The 18,896-nt window shown below is 44.0% G+C and carries 17 protein-coding genes and 1 pseudogene; 3 read left to right on the forward strand and 15 right to left on the reverse strand.

All coding sequences use genetic code 11. The features are described from left to right. Nucleotides 1–77 precede the first annotated feature (77 nt). Nucleotides 78–2,003, forward strand: coding sequence for a bile acid Fe-S flavoenzyme BaiCD (gene baiCD / locus NYE35_RS20685; RefSeq protein WP_052097144.1), 1,926 nt, complete (start codon nucleotides 78–80; stop codon nucleotides 2,001–2,003). Nucleotides 2,004–2,393: 390 nt separating this feature from the next. Here the strand turns inward: baiCD and NYE35_RS20690 are convergent, their stop codons facing one another. The 7 genes and pseudogenes from NYE35_RS20690 to NYE35_RS20720 form a co-directional block, all read right to left on the reverse strand. Continuing rightward, nucleotides 2,394–3,488: a winged helix DNA-binding domain-containing protein gene (locus NYE35_RS20690; protein WP_341121999.1), complete on the reverse strand. Its 1,095-nt coding sequence runs from the start codon at nucleotides 3,486–3,488 to the stop codon at nucleotides 2,394–2,396. 106 nt (nucleotides 3,489–3,594) lie between these two features. Next, a complete protein-coding gene (locus NYE35_RS20695; RefSeq protein ID WP_076225075.1) occupies nucleotides 3,595–4,566 on the reverse strand; it encodes a ring-cleaving dioxygenase in 972 nt (323 codons plus the stop codon). Between the two features lie 87 nt (nucleotides 4,567–4,653). Continuing rightward, nucleotides 4,654–5,121 carry a MarR family winged helix-turn-helix transcriptional regulator gene (locus NYE35_RS20700; RefSeq protein WP_339210327.1) on the reverse strand — a complete coding sequence of 156 codons (468 nt, stop codon included), beginning with the start codon at nucleotides 5,119–5,121 and terminating at the stop codon, nucleotides 4,654–4,656. Nucleotides 5,122–5,201: 80 nt separating this feature from the next. Continuing rightward, a complete protein-coding gene (locus NYE35_RS20705) occupies nucleotides 5,202–5,915 on the reverse strand; it encodes a CPBP family intramembrane glutamic endopeptidase (protein ID WP_341122000.1) in 714 nt (237 codons plus the stop codon). Nucleotides 5,916–6,013: 98 nt separating this feature from the next. Next, nucleotides 6,014–7,354, reverse strand: a complete 1,341-nt coding sequence (locus NYE35_RS20710; RefSeq protein ID WP_341122002.1) for a sensor histidine kinase — start codon at nucleotides 7,352–7,354, stop codon at nucleotides 6,014–6,016. Nucleotide 7,355: 1 nt separating this feature from the next. Beyond that, entirely contained in the window at nucleotides 7,356–8,051 is a 696-nt protein-coding gene (locus tag NYE35_RS20715; protein ID WP_038572324.1) for a response regulator transcription factor, read from the reverse strand. Nucleotides 8,052–8,130: 79 nt separating this feature from the next. Then, nucleotides 8,131–8,453, reverse strand: a pseudogene (locus NYE35_RS20720) (aminoglycoside phosphotransferase family protein); the annotation flags it as partial. A gap of 281 nt (nucleotides 8,454–8,734) precedes the next feature. Here NYE35_RS20720 and NYE35_RS20725 point away from each other — a divergent pair. Continuing rightward, nucleotides 8,735–9,082, forward strand: coding sequence for a PadR family transcriptional regulator (locus tag NYE35_RS20725; RefSeq protein WP_036689003.1), 348 nt, complete (start codon nucleotides 8,735–8,737; stop codon nucleotides 9,080–9,082). Continuing rightward, entirely contained in the window at nucleotides 9,069–10,064 is a 996-nt protein-coding gene (locus NYE35_RS20730; RefSeq protein WP_038572325.1) for an HAAS signaling domain-containing protein, read from the forward strand. Before NYE35_RS20725 ends, NYE35_RS20730 begins: the two co-directional genes overlap by 14 nt. Nucleotides 10,065–10,465: 401 nt before the next feature. Here NYE35_RS20730 and NYE35_RS20735 read toward each other — a convergent pair whose 3' ends face one another. The 8 genes from NYE35_RS20735 to NYE35_RS20770 form a co-directional block, all read right to left on the reverse strand. After that, the gene (locus NYE35_RS20735; protein WP_036689007.1) at nucleotides 10,466–11,743 is read right to left on the reverse strand and encodes an alpha-L-fucosidase; all 1,278 of its coding nucleotides are present in this window, start codon (nucleotides 11,741–11,743) and stop codon (nucleotides 10,466–10,468) included. A gap of 48 nt (nucleotides 11,744–11,791) precedes the next feature. Further along, nucleotides 11,792–12,742, reverse strand: coding sequence for an ROK family protein (locus tag NYE35_RS20740; protein ID WP_036689009.1), 951 nt, complete (start codon nucleotides 12,740–12,742; stop codon nucleotides 11,792–11,794). 28 nt (nucleotides 12,743–12,770) lie between these two features. Continuing rightward, entirely contained in the window at nucleotides 12,771–13,463 is a 693-nt protein-coding gene (locus NYE35_RS20745) for a copper homeostasis protein CutC (RefSeq protein WP_038572334.1), read from the reverse strand. A gap of 24 nt (nucleotides 13,464–13,487) precedes the next feature. Further along, nucleotides 13,488–14,927 carry a leucyl aminopeptidase family protein gene (locus NYE35_RS20750; protein WP_341122003.1) on the reverse strand — a complete coding sequence of 480 codons (1,440 nt, stop codon included), beginning with the start codon at nucleotides 14,925–14,927 and terminating at the stop codon, nucleotides 13,488–13,490. Between the two features lie 41 nt (nucleotides 14,928–14,968). Further along, nucleotides 14,969–15,961, reverse strand: a complete 993-nt coding sequence (locus NYE35_RS20755; RefSeq protein ID WP_094903192.1) for an ABC transporter ATP-binding protein — start codon at nucleotides 15,959–15,961, stop codon at nucleotides 14,969–14,971. After that, nucleotides 15,958–16,959, reverse strand: coding sequence for an ABC transporter ATP-binding protein (locus NYE35_RS20760; RefSeq protein WP_038572340.1), 1,002 nt, complete (start codon nucleotides 16,957–16,959; stop codon nucleotides 15,958–15,960). The genes NYE35_RS20755 and NYE35_RS20760 overlap by 4 nt, the downstream gene beginning before the upstream one ends. A gap of 13 nt (nucleotides 16,960–16,972) precedes the next feature. Continuing rightward, nucleotides 16,973–17,803, reverse strand: a complete 831-nt coding sequence (locus NYE35_RS20765; RefSeq protein WP_370510566.1) for an ABC transporter permease — start codon at nucleotides 17,801–17,803, stop codon at nucleotides 16,973–16,975. A gap of 147 nt (nucleotides 17,804–17,950) precedes the next feature. Next, nucleotides 17,951–18,874: an ABC transporter permease subunit gene (locus NYE35_RS20770; protein WP_036689023.1), complete on the reverse strand. Its 924-nt coding sequence runs from the start codon at nucleotides 18,872–18,874 to the stop codon at nucleotides 17,951–17,953. Nucleotides 18,875–18,896: the final 22 nt, after the last annotated feature.

An 18,896-nucleotide genomic window follows, 5' to 3' on the forward strand; every position in this document is an offset into this window, starting at 1 on the left:
TTCAGCCCTCCCTTTCGCTAATATAGGTTAAAATAACCTATTTATTTTTAACCTATATGTAGAGAGGAAGTTATCATATGGAATTCACACATTTATTTAGCAAGGGCACAATCGGAAATATGGAGCTTAAGAACCGGGTCATTTTACCAGCGATGGGCACGAAAATGAATGCGCCGGGTGGATACGTCAGTGATCGTCTGATTGATTACCATGTAGCACGAGCTAAAGGCGGCAACGGCTTAAATACTGTAGAAGTAACAACTATTCACCCAACGGCGGCCTCCGATGATGCTCCTGCCCTTTATGATGATAAATTTATTCCAGGTATGGCTCAATTAGCATTAGCTATTCGAGAGGCAGGAGGCAAAAGCTGTCTACAGTTATGGCATGGAGGTAAAGTAACTCCCAACCTAATTCAGGTCTCCTCTTCACCTGTTCCATTTGAAGGCGTAAGTCATATACCACGTGAACTTGCGCATCATGAAGTCGGCGAGATGGTTCAAGCTTACGCAGATACAGCCTCACGTGCGAAGAAAGCCGGATTTGACAGCGTGGAATTCCATGCCGGCCATGGTTATTTGCCCCAACAATTTCTAAGTCCTGCAATGAATTTTCGTCAGGATGAATACGGCGGTTCTTGGGAGAATCGTTGCCGCTTCCCGTTGGCTTGTATCCGCGCTATCCGGGAAGCGGTTGGACCTGGGTTCCCTATCTTGATGAGAATTTCTGCAATTGAGGATCTACCGGGCGGACTTACGCTGGAAGATATGAAGCTCTTCTCGAAGCTCGCTGAAGAAGCTGGAATTGATGCTATTAATGTATCTCGTGGGGTCCCTGCTGGCGCTGCAATTAAATATGAAGTTCCGCCAATCGATTTACCTGTGGGCTTCAATGTAGATAACGCAGCACAAATTAAATCTGTGGTTAACATCCCTGTTATTGCCGTAGGCCGTATTAATGATCCAGCAATTGCAGACCGGATAATCGCGGAGGGTTTGGCTGATTTTGTAGCCATTGGGCGTGCGCAGCTGGCTGATCCGGAATTCTGCAATAAAGCTTTAGCCGGACGTGCAGACACCATCGTTAAATGTGTGGGTTGCGACCAAGGCTGCTTCGATGGATTCGTGAATCCTAATGTGCCATTTATCAGCTGTGTGTTTAATCCTGCAACCGGCCGTGAAAGTGAATATGAATTGCAGCAAACGAATATCCCCAAGAAAATACTTATTGCTGGTGGTGGCCCTGGTGGATTAGAAGCAGCTGTCACACTGAAACGACGTGGGCATCATCCAATATTATGCGAAAAAAATGACATTCTAGGCGGACAGCTTTATATTGCCGGCGCCGCACCACGTAAAGAGGAAATGGCTGCAGCCGCTCTGAATATGGGAGAAACCGCTAAACGTGAAGGTGTAGACATTCGATTGAATACAGAGGTTACACCTGAATTAATCCAAGAAATTGGTCCAGATGAGGTCATTCTTGCAATCGGATCTTCTCCTATTATTCCGCCTGTGGAAGGCGTCGACAGTTCACATGTGGTCAATTCACATGATGTGTTGTGGGGAACGGTTCATCCAGAAGGAAGAGTCGTTATTATCGGTGGCGGTTTAGTGGGGCTTGAGGTCGCAGAGCTGCTTGTAGAACGCGGACATCAAATCACTGTAGTTGAAATGCAAGCCGATGTTGCTAATGATCTAGGACTTTTGCGTAAAATCTGTGTCATGGAAAGTCTATATGGACATGGCGTTGAATTAATAACCAACAGCAAATGTATGGCGATTCAAGGGGATAGCGTAATTGTTGAAAAAGACGGCGAATCTCACAGCCTACCTGCTGATTATGTAGTAATCGCCGTAGGTTCACGCGCCCTCAACAAACAACCTCTTCAGGATTTCTTGGAGGAAAGCTCCATCCCTTATCATGTAATTGGCGATGCGGTGCAAGCGCGTAGAGCGCTTAATGCGATTTGGGAAGGCGCTGAATTAGCTAGACGAATCTAATTAAGCTAGCTATAAGATTTATGAAACAAACCCGGCAGGTCGCCCTGCCGGGTTATTTTTTACTCAGAGTGCATTCGTGAGCGGTTATCCGGTAATCGGTATCCATTCAACCATTCACCCATTATGCCGTTCTGTCGTTCGGACTCAGGAGGCGCTATTGAGCTAAAAGTAGTCTTTTTACGAATCTATCGGACCCAGATGCCGCTATTCCGCAAAAACAGGGGGCAAAAGTGGTGCTGCGACGGGAATAACTGCATTGGAGTCCGAAAAGCTCAGCAAATCAGCATTTAGGAGCTAATAAGTGCACTGGTGTCCGTTAGCGTTAAAGGTGCGCACAAAAGTATGGTAAGAAAGATGAAAACGGTGAGAATGATGAGAATAGTGAAATACTCATATCAATGAACCACTCACATTCATTTTGAGTATCGGCAGCCCAATAAATGCCGCATATCGCTCAGCTTCTTTAAGTACCAACTTTTCCGTATCGCCCAGATCGGCAAAAGGATGGATCATAATCTCAATCCCCTTGGTCTTTAGGGTTCTTTTCCATGTACCCACAACCTGACCCTCCACAACAATCGTTGGAAGAAAAACACCATTATTCCCCGGAACTATCAAAGGAGCAACGTCGGGCTCTAGAACGGCACTTCGGTCTTTATAACCAAGAATGTACTCATCAAAACCCGGAAGCAGATGAACGCCCGAGTCCTCAGCAGTTGGCTCTAGCCGATGAGCAGACATCCAATACTCACTGCCATCAATAACCTCTGATTGCAGTTGACTTTTGGCCGCTTCCAGTCCTCGTCTGGCATCTGTAAGGGTTATGCCTGCCCACCAAGCAAAATCTTGAACAGTTGCTAAACCATGTCCAGTGAAATATCTCCGAGCGAGTTCATACAATGACTCTTCGTAAGTAAGATCGCGAAAATGAGGCACCCATTCCTCTAGCAAAACAATCGTTTGCTGCTTACCATTCATCGGCCCGAAACAAATCAGCCCTTGGTACGCAACATTCCACAACATATGATAACCACGCTGGTTCCCTGTGTGAATACCTTCTTCTTCTATTAGCTGAAGTAAAAGAGCACGATCTAGCTGCTTTCCACCTTGTAAAGCATTAACTATAATATGTCTACAACGTTCTAGTGTCTGATCATCTAGCCCAAGCTCTGCATTTCGTCGCTTTGTTTGTCCCGCTAAACGCGGCACAGATAGCTGATGCATCCACTTTACATCTTCCGGTGGGACAAAATGAAGCGTACCACGCAGCGTCCAATTCAGAATCATCTTGCGATCAACGATAGCACACTCTATATCAGCTAAATTCGAAGATGGAGTACGTAATCCGATCGCCCACATCGCCTGCATGTAATCCTGCGCCTGTATTGCCCCTAATTCTTTAACGACCTGTTCAGGCTTGATTAGCTTGGAATCAACGATCTTCTGGTTATATAAACGCTGAGCAGCTATCATTTTATTCGTCACACTTTACCTCCTTAAGTGAACCTTATCAAACCATCGTCTAACCTTATAGGAATGATTTTAATATAATTTTTTCCAATCTCATAGTTTTTCTTATTTCTTAGCTATATTATTGGATAGGATGAAGTTTCGATTCAATCTCTTCCCGGCGTTCTTCCAGAAAAGAAGGTAAGGTCAAATTCTCGCCCAGCGCATCAAAAGATTCATCAATCTCAAACCCTGGACCATCTGTAGCAAGCTCAAAAAGAATATGGTTCGGATCACGGAAATACAAGGAATGGAAGTAATAACGATCAATGACCCCTGTGTTCTTGAACCCTGCAGCTGTGATTTTAGCAGCCCATGCGGTTAACTCTTCCAGATCCTTCACTCTTATAGCCACATGATGAATACTGCCTTTTCCCGGTCTTTCCCGGTCTTGATCATTAACTTCTTTGAGCTGAAGTTCAGTGTACAAGCCGCCTTTAGCTGTTTCATAAATATCCACCATTACCTTCGGGTCACCCATGGATGGCACTCTACGAACTTGTGTATAGCCTAAAATATCCTCCAAAACAGCCTTTGTACGGCTAGCCTCACGGACAGTCAATTCAACGGGACCCAAACCAACAATGGCATATTGTGGTGGAATATCATCAGTAATCCAAGGTTCTACCAGCTGAGTCACATTATCTTTTTCTGCGGACACCAGATGAACCGTTAATTCATCACTATCCTGAAAAGTAAGCGAATTACGCTCCTCTATACTTACGATAGCTTCATGAGCGATTTCGAATGTATCTAATCTGTTAGCCCAATATACTAAGGCCTCATCGCTAGGAACGAGAAGAGAGATTGCAGAAATGCTGTTCGTTCCTTTCCGGGTCTGGCCTGCATTTGGCATTTCAAAAAAGGATACCTCGGTGCCTGGAGCGCCATTAGGGTTGCCATAGAATAAATGGTACATGGTTGGATCGTCCTGATTTACGGTTTTTTTGACAAGTCTTAGTCCCAGAACTTTTGTATAAAACCATAGGTTTTGTTTAGCGTCTTTAGTAATCATTGATACATGATGTTGTCCGGTTATTTGTTGTTGGCTCATTTTAATTTCCTCCTAATATGATTATGGTTTACTAGTAAACTGATGCTGAAAAAAGGAAGCTTTATTCAGAATAAAGCTTTAGCGCAACTACTGAGCTCCTCGTGGAATTCGATTCTCATTTTGGCTATGGCGGTGAATCTTCTTAAGCATGCTGTAAAATACCTTTTTCTCCTCGTCCGTCAGTGGATCGAATAACGAAGCTTGGAAATCCGATTGCAAAGGAAGAACTTTCTCGATAAGCGCCTGGCCCTTTTCAGTTAAAGAAATATACTTCACCTTCCAATCCTGCTTGCGTTCAATCCATCCTTCTTTTTCTAATCTGCCAAGCATATGTGATACTCCACCTTTAGTAATGGTTAAATGCTCGGCAATTTCCATCTGTGTCACAGGCTGATGTAATAGTATTTGTACTAACGCATCAAACTGGCTAACCGTTAAATCAAACTGCTTCAAGAACTCATTGGAAAGATCGTTACTATTGTCATAAACTCTTACCAGCCGCAGCCAGATCAACAAGCTTAGTTTGTTGTCTTCAGTGAATCCATTGTTTCGCATTATGCCACATCCATTGCTTTGGAATTGGATCTATTTGATTATCAGTTTACTAGTAATCTGATGTGGAGTCAAGTTTCGTATTAACTTAAGAAATAGAGAAGCACAGATAAACCATTACTAAACATGTGTGCACTTATTGGCACTAATATATTTTTTCTTTTCTCATATAGGTAGGCAAAGATTAATCCAGCAGTCATATAGGAGAAGATATTCCACATTTCGTTATAGTTACCCTGAAAAACCACGGCTCTATAGACATGCTGGAAGCCAAATAAAAAGGAAGATATCAGATAAGCCAGAAGACGACTTTTCCTGCGGATCGTTCTGTAAATGGTCGCCCGATACACTAATTCTTCAATCACGGGACCAATCCATACCACATTCACTGTAAAAATAAATGGATACGAAGACAACATTGCCCGTAAATCCACCTCATTAACAGACTTTGTAATGGGATGAAAGATAGAAATTAGTGTGGGAATCAACATACTTCCGATGATAATAATCAAACAAAGTCCCCAAACGATCCATACCATATTACGCACCCAGTGTTGTCTGAAATCATGAACAGCTTGTTTATAGAACCCTCTAATACCTATAATCACTCCTATGTAGATCAGACCATTCAACATTAAGGCCATTCGATTTTGTTGTTCTGGCTGCCAAATAAAAACATGGTTAAGAATCTCCATAATCGGCCGGATCAAGAGAATAGAGAACAATCCTAAAAAGTACATTACTGCTAATATAACGCCCAAGATCAATTGCCTTTTACTTAATTTCTCATCAATCATTATAATCTAATCCCCCATGTAAAATTGTTAATAGACTGAATATCAACCATTTTAGCATTGGGAAATTTCATATGACTTAATGTAATCTTACATAGACCTTAAATTTTCCAGTTCAGCCCAATTATAATTTCAAACTGGTTATCCTGCGTATTCAGCTGAACAGTCCCTCCATGAGCAGTTATTATTTTCTGAACAATGAGTAGCCCTAATCCAGAACCTGCCGGGTTCAAGGCTGATGATTGGCCGTAATTAATAAAAGTAAGCTTGGCTCCATCACTCACCTTTTCCAGCACAACTTGAAACGTAGAACCTTGCTCCTGATAAGCGATGGCATTATAAAGCAGGTTTGAGAATACTCGATTCATTCTTTTTTTATCAAACTGTAGAATTATTTCTTCAGGCTCGATTACAAAATCAGGGATCAGACCCGCAGCCTCAAGCTCGGGCAACATATGTATCATTTCTTCTCTCAAGTATTCTGAGAAATCATCTGTTGTAACATCCAAACGAAATTCGGGACTTTCCATTCTCGATAATTCAAACAAATCCTGAATCAATACATTGGCACGGATACTATTTTCGTATATTATTTTGGCAAATTCCAAATGTTCTATCCGACCGCTCACCTGTTCTTTTAGTTCAAGCTCTGCGTAACCCATAATACTTGTTAATGGATTTTTTAAATCATGGGATATATCCAATATTAGATTTTTTCGATTGATTTCACTCTGTTCTTTTAACGAGGTCTGGATCTGAATCACTTCTGCCATATGATTAAAAGCCTGCTCCAGTTGACTAAACTCCCGATTCCCGCCTACCTGTACTCTTGCTGAATATTCCCCATTCTTAACCTTTTCAACAGCAGCGGACAACTGGTCTAAGGGTTTAATGAAACTAACCGCTGTAATTCTCGCATAAATCATCGTGCTTAGAATCAAAATCAACAAATAACCTAACCCAATAAACCCAAGCATTTGAAGGGTATGATCCTGCATAGGTGAATCTGAATTCCAATGGAAACTGCCTGTCATTTTCACTTGTATAGGTAAAGAGACGATCAGCCAAAATTGTTCCTGCTCATTATATTCAACAGTGATCATATCTTTGTTAGCCCCAGTATTCATTAGAAAATCCGTAAATTCTTTGACACTAATCTGCTTGGACGTAAATGGATTGTTGCCAATGTAGTGTATGACTTCGTAATTGGAATTCACAACCTGTAAACTGCCCCCGACATCATTAATAACACTAGTGTCAATTCTTTGATAGTCATTTTGCATAAGCTTAGCAGCCGTTAACTGATTATAAATAATGTCCTTAGATCCCAGCCTGTTCATGCTAAACAAAGCAACAATCACCAATATCGTGATAACCGTTGTTATAAGAAAGATCGCGATATAGTTTTTTAACAATTGATAGGATATATTATATTTTCTCATCTTATTTACCTGGATTGTAGAATTTGTAACCTAGTCCACGCACTGTGACGATAAATTCGGGATGGTGTGGGTCCCGTTCGATCTTATTCCTTAGACGGCTGATGGTAACCATTATCGTATTATTATCACTATAGAAATCTTCTTCCCACGCTGCTGCATATAACTTTTTGGGCGTAAAAATTTGATTAGGACTCTGCATCAGACATTGTAATACCTTATATTCCTTGGCATTTAAAAGAACCGGACTTTCATTTATGTACAACATACATTCCTTTAAATTCAGCTTCAATTCTCTATGTTGGATTGTTTCTTCAGTTATCGATTGGCTAAGATCGTATACATTTCTTCGTCTCAGCTGCGCTTCAACCCTAGCCACAAGCTCTGAAGCACTAAATGGCTTCACCATATAATCGTCCGCTCCAAGACCTAAACCAACAACCTTATCAATTTCTTCACCGCGGGCAGTTAACAAGATAACCGGAATATGGCTTTTCTCTCTTATCTGTCGCAACAGATTAAGCCCATCAAGCTTGGGCATTACAATATCCAGAATGGCAAGATTTATTTCATGTTGATTAACAACCTCTAAAGCCTCAATGCCATCCTTGGCTTCGAATACTCGATAGGATCGATCTTCTAAATGTATTTTCACTAGTTTTCTTATATCAGTTTCATCTTCAGCAATCAGTATATTCATCGCTCAATTCCCCTAACTAATCTCAAATAGCTGAGTCTTTTCACTCAGTATAACTTGCCAAATACCACTTCGGTATATAAAGCCTAAAGAATAGATCTGGAACATCATGATTAAAATACCCATGGATTCGGCCCGATGCGAACTCTGGACTCGTTAGTGCACACCAAGAAATGCGATTAAATTCCTCCCAAGGATCACCATAATCAAATCTATTAAGATCAATAATTCCAAGTTCCCTCGACTTCGTAATGATCATATTCCCTACATGATAGTCGCCGTGTTGAAAAGTCTGCGGCCGCCCCTCCAATAAGTAACGATTCGCCTCCACAAACTCAATGACCTGCTCTGCTCCCTTTAGAACAATGCCGAATGTTTGATATTTCGTGAGTACTTATCGATCTTCCACCCCAAACTGAAGAGGTCATTTCACAACCTCCTTTTAATCAAACTGCTTCACAAAATAGAAAAATTTTCTTATTTATTTCTTAGAAGATTATTTTATTCAATTGATGTTGGAACAACAATAGTGTATGATGCATAGTATAGATCGAATACTGTATGACACATAGTAAGTATAAGCGGCTTCGACGTCCTCTCAAGGACAACAAGCGTTTAAACCAAAAATATAAGAACAATTTATAAGAGATTATAAATCCTTATATTTTAAATAATGAGGTGGGTGAATGAGTACTTTATTAAATTCTTTAATCACAGAGCTTAGAAGAGGTACGTTAACGCTAGCCGTTTTAAGTCAATTACGAACACCCCAGTATGGATATTCGCTCGTTCAATTGTTGGAGGAATCCAGCATCATCATCGATCAAAGCACCTTATATCCATTACTTCGCCGATTAGAGAAACAGGAATTAGTGACGAGCAGCTGGGACACATCCGAGAGCAGACCCCGTAAGTATTATGTTCTAAGTGACTATGGCGTAGAGATTTTTTTACAGCTAAAGGAAGAATGGCTTAAGAATTCGAAAGAACTCTACGGCCTATTACAAGGGGAGGATGACCATGAAGCTAATTGAGATTTACATTCATGAAGTTACTCGGAGGTTACCGGAACAAAATCGGGAAGACATCGCATTAGAATTACGATCAACCATCGAGGATATGTTACCGGATGATTATGACGAAAAAGAGGTAAAGGCCGTCCTTGAAAAATTGGGCAATCCAGCTATTTTAGCTAGTGAGTACCGCGATCAGCCCATGTATCTCATCGGCCCACGCTATTTCGATTTATATGTTACGTTATTAAAAATGATTATACCAATCGCTGTAGTTGTTTCTTTAATCGCTCTGGTTGCTGATTACTTGATTGGCTACAGCGGCGATAAAACAGTTGCGGATATTGTTACTGCAGTTATAAGTACAGGAATTGGAACCTTCCTTGAAGTAGGAATCCAAGTCTTTTTTTGGATAACTGTTGTGTTCGCTATTATCGAACGGGCGGATAAAGGAAAGGAAGGGCATCCGCTTACTACAAAATTAAGGAAATGGACTCCTGATGATTTGAAGGATATCGCGCTTGTCCATAAGAAAAAAGCAATTACAAGCTTCGAAGTGTTCGGAAGTTTACTGTGGACTGCCATTTGGGCTACTGTTTATTTTAATGCTGAACACCTGATCAGAGTCTATAGAGGCGGTGAAGGCGCACTTAACTTCGTAGCCCCAGCTTTTAATCAGCATGTGTTACTTGATTATTGGCCTATTATTCTTATTGTGATCGGATTAGAAGTCGCATTAACTATATATAAATTAATCAAGAGACAATGGACTAGAGAATTAGCATTATGTAATACGGTCCTCGAGCTCATTGTACTTATTGTATTCGCTGTTATCCTTATAAATCCGAATGTATTTAACCAAGAATTCATTAACTACATGTCTAATTTATTAACTACTACAGCTAACCAATTTGAAACGGGGCTAGTAGGTGGAGGTATCGCAGTCTTGATTTTAGTTGCGGTCCTCAATATATATGAAGGCTTCCGCAAGGCTCGCCTCTAGTATTCGCAGAGCGGTGATTCTCCTGTTATTTGGAGAATTGCCGCTTTGTTTTCTGACTCGTTGAATGCCTGCTTCAAATGCTTCAACAAATTCAACAGCTTCAACAGTTTTGTCACCCTCTAAGAGTTACGGACCCAGATGACGTAATTTGCACATTTTCTGCCTTTGGAACAGGGCTTCGGACTCCAATGACGTTATTCCCTAGAATCAGCTCCATATCGGGGGTGTTTCAAGGCAATAGCGGCTATGCGGTCCGTTGGCATCCCAAACGTGCGATATTTCTGGGTTTAGTGTCATCTGTGTCCGATAGGTGTTTCGTATGTGCAAATGTTAGCGAAGAATACGAAAAAAAGGAGTTGTCCCATAAGCCATGAATGGCTGCTAGGACAACTCCTTCTGATTTAATTAAATAGTTCAAGCTCGATAACCGTATCCATCTCATCAGGTAACATCGCGCCTTTTAATGTAATAAATGCTCCACCGTCAACATCCGAATATTCCTCAGCCATCCACGGCGCCTCCACCTTTAGCTCGGTACCATCACGTAGTAATCTGGCCTTTTTAATCTTCCCTTTCAAGCCTTGGAAATAGATCGGGCCAATTCCACGGTCGTAAACGTGCGCATATAACTTATTGCCCTTTTGCGTATAACGTCCCCACTCTGGCTTAGGTAACAAAGACTTCCCGCATCCATAAATACTGTCTCCATTAAGGCGCATCCACTCCCCAACTTCGTCAAGGATAACCAGTGATTCCCGTGTCATTTCACCTTTAGCATCTGGTCCAACATTGAGGAGCAGGTTACCATTCTTACTGATACATTCGACCATCGTACGGATGACTTGCTTGGTTGATTTATAATTCTTATCCTCGGAATGATAACCCCAGTTGTCATTAAGGGTAATGCAGGCTTCCCAAGGGATGGATTGGCCGTTTACGTCAACAATGCCGCCAGGTGGAATGATCTGCTCGGGGGAGAAGAAATCTCCAGCATATTCCTCAGGTTCTGCCGCACGAATATTGCCACCTAATCGATTGTCGATAATAATATCAGGTTGTATGGAACGAATCATCCGGATAAGCTCCGTCGCCTTCCACTTCTCCCCTGTCATATTATCGTAGGAGAAGTCAAACCACATAATGTCGATTTTACCGTAATTGGTGAGCAGTTCCTTTACTTGCCCATGCATATACTCCAAGTATCTATCGAAATCAATCGGCTTATCTTTAGCCGCTTCGTTATCCCGATCAGGATGTGCCTTATCTCCATATCCGGGATAATCCTCATGGTGCCAGTCTATGATAGAGTAATATAGACCTACTGCAATCCCTTCAGCCCGGAAAGCGTCTACATATTCCCGCACTAGATCACGCCCAGCGGGCGTATTAGTGGCTTTGAAATCAGTCAGCTTACTATCGAACAGACAGAACCCGTCATGATGTTTGGTCGTAAGAACAGCGTATTTCTGACCCGCAGCTTTTGCTGCACTTGCCCATTTCTTCGGATCATATCGAGAGGCGTCAAATTCATCGAAATACGTCATGTAATGCTCTCTACTCATCCGCTCGTTACCGCGTATCCATTCCCCTCTAGCAGGAATTGAATATAATCCCCAATGGATAAACATCCCGAACCTATCCTGTAAGAACCATTTCGTTCTTTCTTCTCTTGCACCCATCTCTCCAACTCCTCGTTAATGAAAGCTATAATCAATCTTTCACTCCACCTAAGCGGTATGAAATAATGCTGCGGCTCCAATTAAACCTACATCGTCTTTGAGAGCGGCAGGTTCAATTGTAAAAGTACCCTTATATGGATCCATGACAAATTGCTCCGTCTTCTCCACCAGTGCAGGGAATAACAAATCTCCAGCCTTACTCACGCCTCCACCGATCACGATCCGATCAGGATTGAACGTATGAACTGCATTGGCTAGACCTAGTGCCATATAATGAATACTGCGGTCAATAACCTCGACGGCCACGGCATCGTTAAGTGCCATGGCTTCAAATACGTGCCGCGAAGTAATTTTTTCTCCATTTATATTAGCCAGTTCCGTAATCATCGACGGTCTGCTCTCCATACTTCGCAGCGCCATATCCCGAATCGCTGTGCCCGAAGCGAAAACTTCCCAGCAGCCGAATCTTCCACAGCTACATTCCGTTCCGTTCGGGTCAATAATATTATGACCTAGTTCACCAGCAAATGAATTTTTGCCAAGAAGCAGCTTGCCGTCAATGACGATACCTGCTCCAATCCCTGTGCTAAAGGTAACATAAACCATGTTGTCTGCACCTTTGCCAGCTCCTCGGACATACTCACCCCAAGCCGCAGCGTTCGCATCATTCACTACCTTTACTTCAACGCCTAGCTCCGACTCCATCCAGTGCTTCAGCGGAACATTATCCCATTCCGGAAGATTGGTGCCGTGAATAACGATCCCGTCCTGGCTATTTACAGCTCCGGGAGAAGCCAGCCCCACTCCAGTGAGTGGTCGTCCTTCGGATACGGAGCGGATCATATCGATCATTCGCTGCACCACTTCTTTAGCGGTACGTGCCCCAGCCGTTTCCATCAGTTCCCGTTTCAACACGGTCCCCTTTGAATCGAACAATGCTGCGGCAATTTTTGTGCCTCCTAAATCGATTCCAACTACGTAGCTCTCAACCTTCTGCATAACCCATTCACCTTTTCACTATCTATTATTAGCCGTTAGAATGAATACTCTCTGCTAACGCCCGTAAGGCTGCTGGATCGATTGGCGACAAAGCGTCTTTATCATAACGAACAGCCGACCCAAAATGCACTTCTGTTACTCCAGTCTGATGTATAAATGAAGTAATACCTTCCGGCTTCAAACCGCTTCCAGCCAGTATACTTACCGTTTTACCTCTTGATTCCTCGACTAGCTTCCGCATAGCAGGAATAGCTTCTGGTGCCGGACCTGGCCCAGCAGAAGTGAGTACACGCGTAATTTGCGGATACTTACAAAGCGTTCGATAACCTTCTATTTGATCCTTCAACTCATCAAAAGCACGGTGGAAGGTTACTTGCAATCCATCGGTCAACGGCAATAATGTTTCAAGCGCTCGCTCGTCGATAGTCCCTTCCGGTGTTAACGCACCAATCACAATCCCCGCCGCTCCGCTGGCTGCAATTTGCTTTATCTCTGCTGCCATGGTCAAAATGTCATACTTTGAATAGCAAAAAGAACGGCTGTGCGGGCGAACCATAACAAACGCAGGAATGCTAACCGATTTAGCAACTTGTTGCACCAATCCTATCCCTGGTGTTAGACCGCCTTCCGTAATCGCAGTAATGAGCTCCAGGCGGTCAGCCCCGTTCGCTTCGGCTGTAAGAGCATCGTCCATACAGGTAGCGATGACTTCCAATCTCATAACTTTCCCCCACTCTTCCGGTTGTTATTGTTGTGCCTGTTTCATGACATAATCAGCGAGCAGTCGAGCACCATAGCCCGTTGCTCCAGCTTCTGAATACCCCACATCCTGCTTGTACTGAACCGTCCCAGCCATATCAATATGAACCCAGCTCAGCGATTCCGCTACAAAACGCCGTATAAAAAGCGCTGCTGTAATCGCACCTGCAAAAGGTGAAGTACTAACATTACGTAGATCAGCGTAATTGCTTCGAAGATCGACTTCATATTCATCCATAAGCGGCATGGGCCACAGTCGCTCACCATTGCGCTCACCGATTTCGACGAGGTTCTGCGTCATCTCTCCATCACCCCATATGCCGGCGATACCTAATCCTAGCGCTGCGCCAACATTTCCAGTAAGTGTTGCAATATCGATGACCTTAGTTGCCCCGATATTTGCTGCATGAATAAGCGCATCCGCGATAATAAGCCGCCCCTCGCCATCCGTATTTGCAACCTGAACCGTCAGCCCATTAGGATAGCGTATAACAGACGATGGCAGCATCGCTTCAGCATCTGGTACGTTATCAACAACTGGGATCAATACGGTCACATTTACATGAGCTTGATTCCGTAATAAAATATCCAGCGCCCCAATAACAGCTGCTGCGCCACCCATATCCATACGTGCATCGCTGATATCACTTGCGGTCTTAACATTCATCCCACCCAAATCGAAGGTAACACCTTTACCCACCAATGCCAGCATTGGCAATTCAGGGTTACTCTCATAGCGAATTTCAACGAGGGCCGGGGAGTGTTTACTGCCTGCTCCAACCGCCAGCAACCCATTCATCTGTAGGTCAACCAGCTCCTGCCCCCGGTAAACATGAACTTTCACTGCTGCGTTATCACGCTCGAAATATTCGACCATCCATTCTGCGAACCGATCCGGATTTAGAGTCCCGGGCACCTCATTCACCAGATCGCGAGCAACCACTGCTCCTTCAGCGCGTATGCGGCCAGTACTTAGTACAACTTCCAGTTCAAGCTTAGTCAGCTCAGGCCAATCGGCTGTCTGGAGCAGCAAATCAACTGAATTGTCTATTTTAGTAACGCCACGATAGGTTTGGAAACGATATAATCCGAGAAGCCAGCCTTCAATCCATGCTTGCAGCTCATCCGCAGCGGAAATATCACTTTCTGCTGTCCTACGAACAAATGAAGCGAAATTCAGCCCTTCTCTTAGAGCTAAGCGGGCGGCAGATCCCGCTGCTCGACGAATTTTCTCAAGCGTAAGAGCCTTGCGTTTTCCCATTCCAACAGCTAACACATCGGACTCTTCCTCAGAACGAGCATATAACCATGTCACACTACCACTCTGTTTGTGAGCTTCACCCAGCCGAAGAGGAAAAGGCTCCTCTTCATAGGCTAAGTAGATAAGCATATCCGCCCCATTAGCAGAATCGAACAAGATATTCATAGCTGTCCCTTCTTTTCCGTAAAGTGTACTCACATTTAAAATTATCGTTCTAGTTTCAACATTTCTTCATCAAACAGATGACAAGCGAGCTCATGACCTGGTTCAACTTCCCGGAATACAGGCACATGTTGCTTACAGATCTCCATACAGGAAGGGCATCTTGTATGAAAGCGACAGCCCGTCGGCGGATCAACGGGACTTGGAAGGTCACCTTTTAGAATAATGCGTTCCTTTTTCAAGCTTGGATCGGGCACGGGAACTGAAGATAGCAGCGCTTGGGTGTAAGGATGCAAGGGACGGTCATACAATGTATCCTTATCAGCCGTCTCCACAAGGGAACCCAGATACATGACCCCAATTCGATCACTAATATGCTCGACCACACTAAGATCATGAGAGATGAATAAATAGGTCAGGCCATATTCCTCCTGCAAGTCCTGTAACAGATTCAACACTTGGGACTGAATCGATACATCCAGTGCTGACACGGGTTCATCCGCCACGATTAGACTAGGGCGCACTGACAAAGCCCGGGCAATCCCAATCCGTTGCCGCTGTCCACCGCTGAACTCAAACGCAAATCGCTCAGCGTGCAAACTGTTCAATCCAACGGTCTCCAGCAGTTCGCAAGCTAGCTTATCCCGCTCTTTGGAGGACAGCTTTGTATGAATAAGCAGGGGTTCGGCGACAAGATCCTTCACCTTCATGCGTGGATTAAGTGAAGCGTAAGGGTCTTGAAACACCATCTGCATATCTTTGCGCAGAGGCCGCATTTGGTTATCTGAGATATGGCTAATATTTTGCCCCTTAAACCACACTTCTCCATGATTGGGTTCCAGTAAGCGAGTCACTAGTCTGCCCGTAGTCGATTTCCCACAGCCACTTTCACCTACAAGGCTGAACGTTTCTCCTTTACGAATGGCGAATGAAATCCCATCAACGGCGTGCAAATATTTAGTCGTTCCGAAGAAGCCCTTCTTCACAGAAAACAACTTCTTCAAACCCTTAACTTCAATTAGTGGAGTCTCTTTCATAAACATCCCGCTCCTTCCGTGTCCTCCTGCTGTGTAAGCCAACAACGGCTTTTGCGCTCTAGTCCCTCAATCGGAAGTAGCTCAGGTTCGTGCGACAGACAACGCTCCATGGCAAAGTCGCAGCGAGGCGCAAACTTACAGCCGGCAGGCATTTGTGAAAGGTCTGGCACATTCCCTTTTATTGACTCCAAGCGATGTACATTCTGGCGCAGCTTAGGTACCGATTGAATTAATCCCTTGGTATACGGATGCTGCGGTCTGGCAAACAGCTCCTGAACAGAGGCTTCCTCCACCACACGACCTGCATACATTACAACCACCCGGTCACATAATTCGGCAACTACTCCAAGATCATGGGTAATGAGCAGCATTCCCATATCCTGTTCATCTTTCAACTGCTTCATCAGATCAAGAATTTGCGCTTGAATCGTTACATCGAGTGCAGTCGTGGGTTCATCGGCAATCAACAGCTTAGGATGACAAGACATGGCCATTGCAATCATGACCCGCTGTCTCATCCCGCCGGATAGTTGATGCGGATATTCATCGATTAATTCCTCTGCGCGAGGGATACCTACAAGCCGCAACATATGAATCGCATGCTCACGAGCCTTCTTGCGTCCATAACCCAAATGCAGTCTAATCGGCTCTGTTAATTGCAGCCCAATCCGCAGCACTGGATTAAGAGAGGTCATCGGCTCCTGAAAAATCATTGCCAGATCATTTCCCCGGATTTGGCGCATCTCCTTCTCAGAAATCTTCGTCAAATCCTTTCCTTCAAAACGCACAGAACCTTCAGAAATTCTACCCGGCGTATCTTTAAGCAACCGCATGATCGATAATGAGGTTACACTTTTGCCACAACCAGATTCACCAACCAGGCCTAGCACTTCACCTTTCTTAATGGCAAAGTCTACCCCCGCAACCGCAGTAATACTTCCATCGCCGCGTTTGAACTCCGTTTTCAGCCCTTGTACATCCAGCAAATGTTGAGTCATGTCTTGTCCCTCCTTAGTTTTTCATTTTGGGATCAAGAGCATCACGCAGTCCGTCCCCGACCAGGTTAAATGCAAGTACTGTTAAAAAGATGGCTATCCCCGGAAAATAAACAATATGTGGAGCAATACTTAAATAATCACGTCCCATACTTAACATTGCGCCCCAATCAGGCTCCGTTGTTTTTGCACCCATTCCGAGAAAGCTTAGTGATGCAGCGGCCAAGATCGCTCCGCCAATCTTCATGGATAGATTAACGATAATGCTGGGCACGGTCTCAGGAAAAATATGACGCCAAATAATCCGGCGATGCTTCGCTCCCATGGAACGAGCAGCTTCCACAAACAATGTTTCTTTCGCAGACAGCGTTACGCTCCGAATAATTCGGGCGAACGATGGAGTACCAAAGACTGCAACTGCGATAACAACATTGGATAGACCCGGACCGAGGATGGCGACGATCCCAATGGCAAGCAGCAAGTCTGGAAATGAAAATAGTACATCACTGCCACGCATAATAATCCGATCTAGCCAACCGCCATAATATCCACTTAACAGACCTAGGATGGTTCCAAGTACGCCTGCGATGAAGACGGAACTGAGACTGACAGCTAAGGTTAAGCGAGTACCATCAATCAAACGGCTTAGAATATCACGGCCATATTCGTCTGTCCCGGCCCAATGTGCAGCAGAAGGACCCGCCATAAGGGCATCGTAGTTTGGTTCATCAGGATTATACGGGGTCAGAAATGGCCCGAAAATTGCAATTAGGAATAGCAATATAATAAAAAATGCGGCCACAAGGGGCATCTTTTGTTTACTGAACTTACGTAAAAAAACACCCATACGGCCTTTTGTTTTCTCCGGGGCCAGTACCTCTCCGGGTAATGGAGATTTTGCTCCCATCACCGCCGAATTGTCACTCATGATATCCCTCCTGATCCTAAATTCACCCTATAAATCTATTGAAATTCTGCTTCTTAGTCGCATTAGCTACTGAGAAAACCTTATTTTCGGATTAAGTACGCCATACAATAAATCTACTAATAGATTGATAAGAATAAATTGTGTAGCAAACAGAAGCAGTAAGGCTTGAATGACTGTATAATCCCGGAACAAAATGGAGTCTACTAGCAGCCTGCCAAGACCCGGAATACTGAATACCGTCTCAACCATTACAGAGCCGCCGAGCAGGAACCCAAACTGAAGTCCAGCTACGGTAACCACCTGAATCAAAGAGTTGCGCAGCGCATGCCTGCCGATAACAACATACTCGCGTAAGCCTTTAGCACGTCCTGTACGGATATAATCCTCCCGAAGGGTCTCCAGCATAGATGACCTAGAATAACGGGCCAACATAGACATAATTCCCATCCCAAGTGTAATGGAAGGAAGAATATAGGACTTCCAGGAATCAACACCACCTGTTGGAAACCAACCAAGCTCTACCGAGAAAATTTGAATGAGTACCAAGCCTAACCAAAATCCAGGAATAGACATCCCTGAAATAGCTGTCAACGTCCCTAAATGATCTGGCCACCGATTGCGATAAACGGCTGAAACCACGCCAATTAGAAGACCAATAATTAGAGCCCAGGCCATACTGAGAAAAGTCAGCCACAACGTTGGCATTACTCTGCTTTCTAGCATGTCGGTAACCGGGATCCCTGAACGGATCGAATTGCCCAGATTCCCACTTAGCAGATCACCCATGTAGTTTATGTATTGCTTCCACAAAGGCAGATTGAGACCCAGCTGCTCCTGAATTCCACGAATCTCTTCAAGTGTGGCATCTTTACCGGCAATAAGTCGGGCTGGATCGCCTGGGATTAAGTGAATAAACAAAAAGACAAGCACCGATACAATGAACAACAGCGGAATAACCCCGAGGAGTCTTTGTAAAGCATATCTACCCAACTCATAAGCCCCCTTCAGTATC

Source organism: Paenibacillus sp. FSL L8-0494 (assembly GCF_038003695.1).
GTDB lineage: Bacteria > Bacillota > Bacilli > Paenibacillales > Paenibacillaceae > Paenibacillus_AQ > Paenibacillus_AQ odorifer.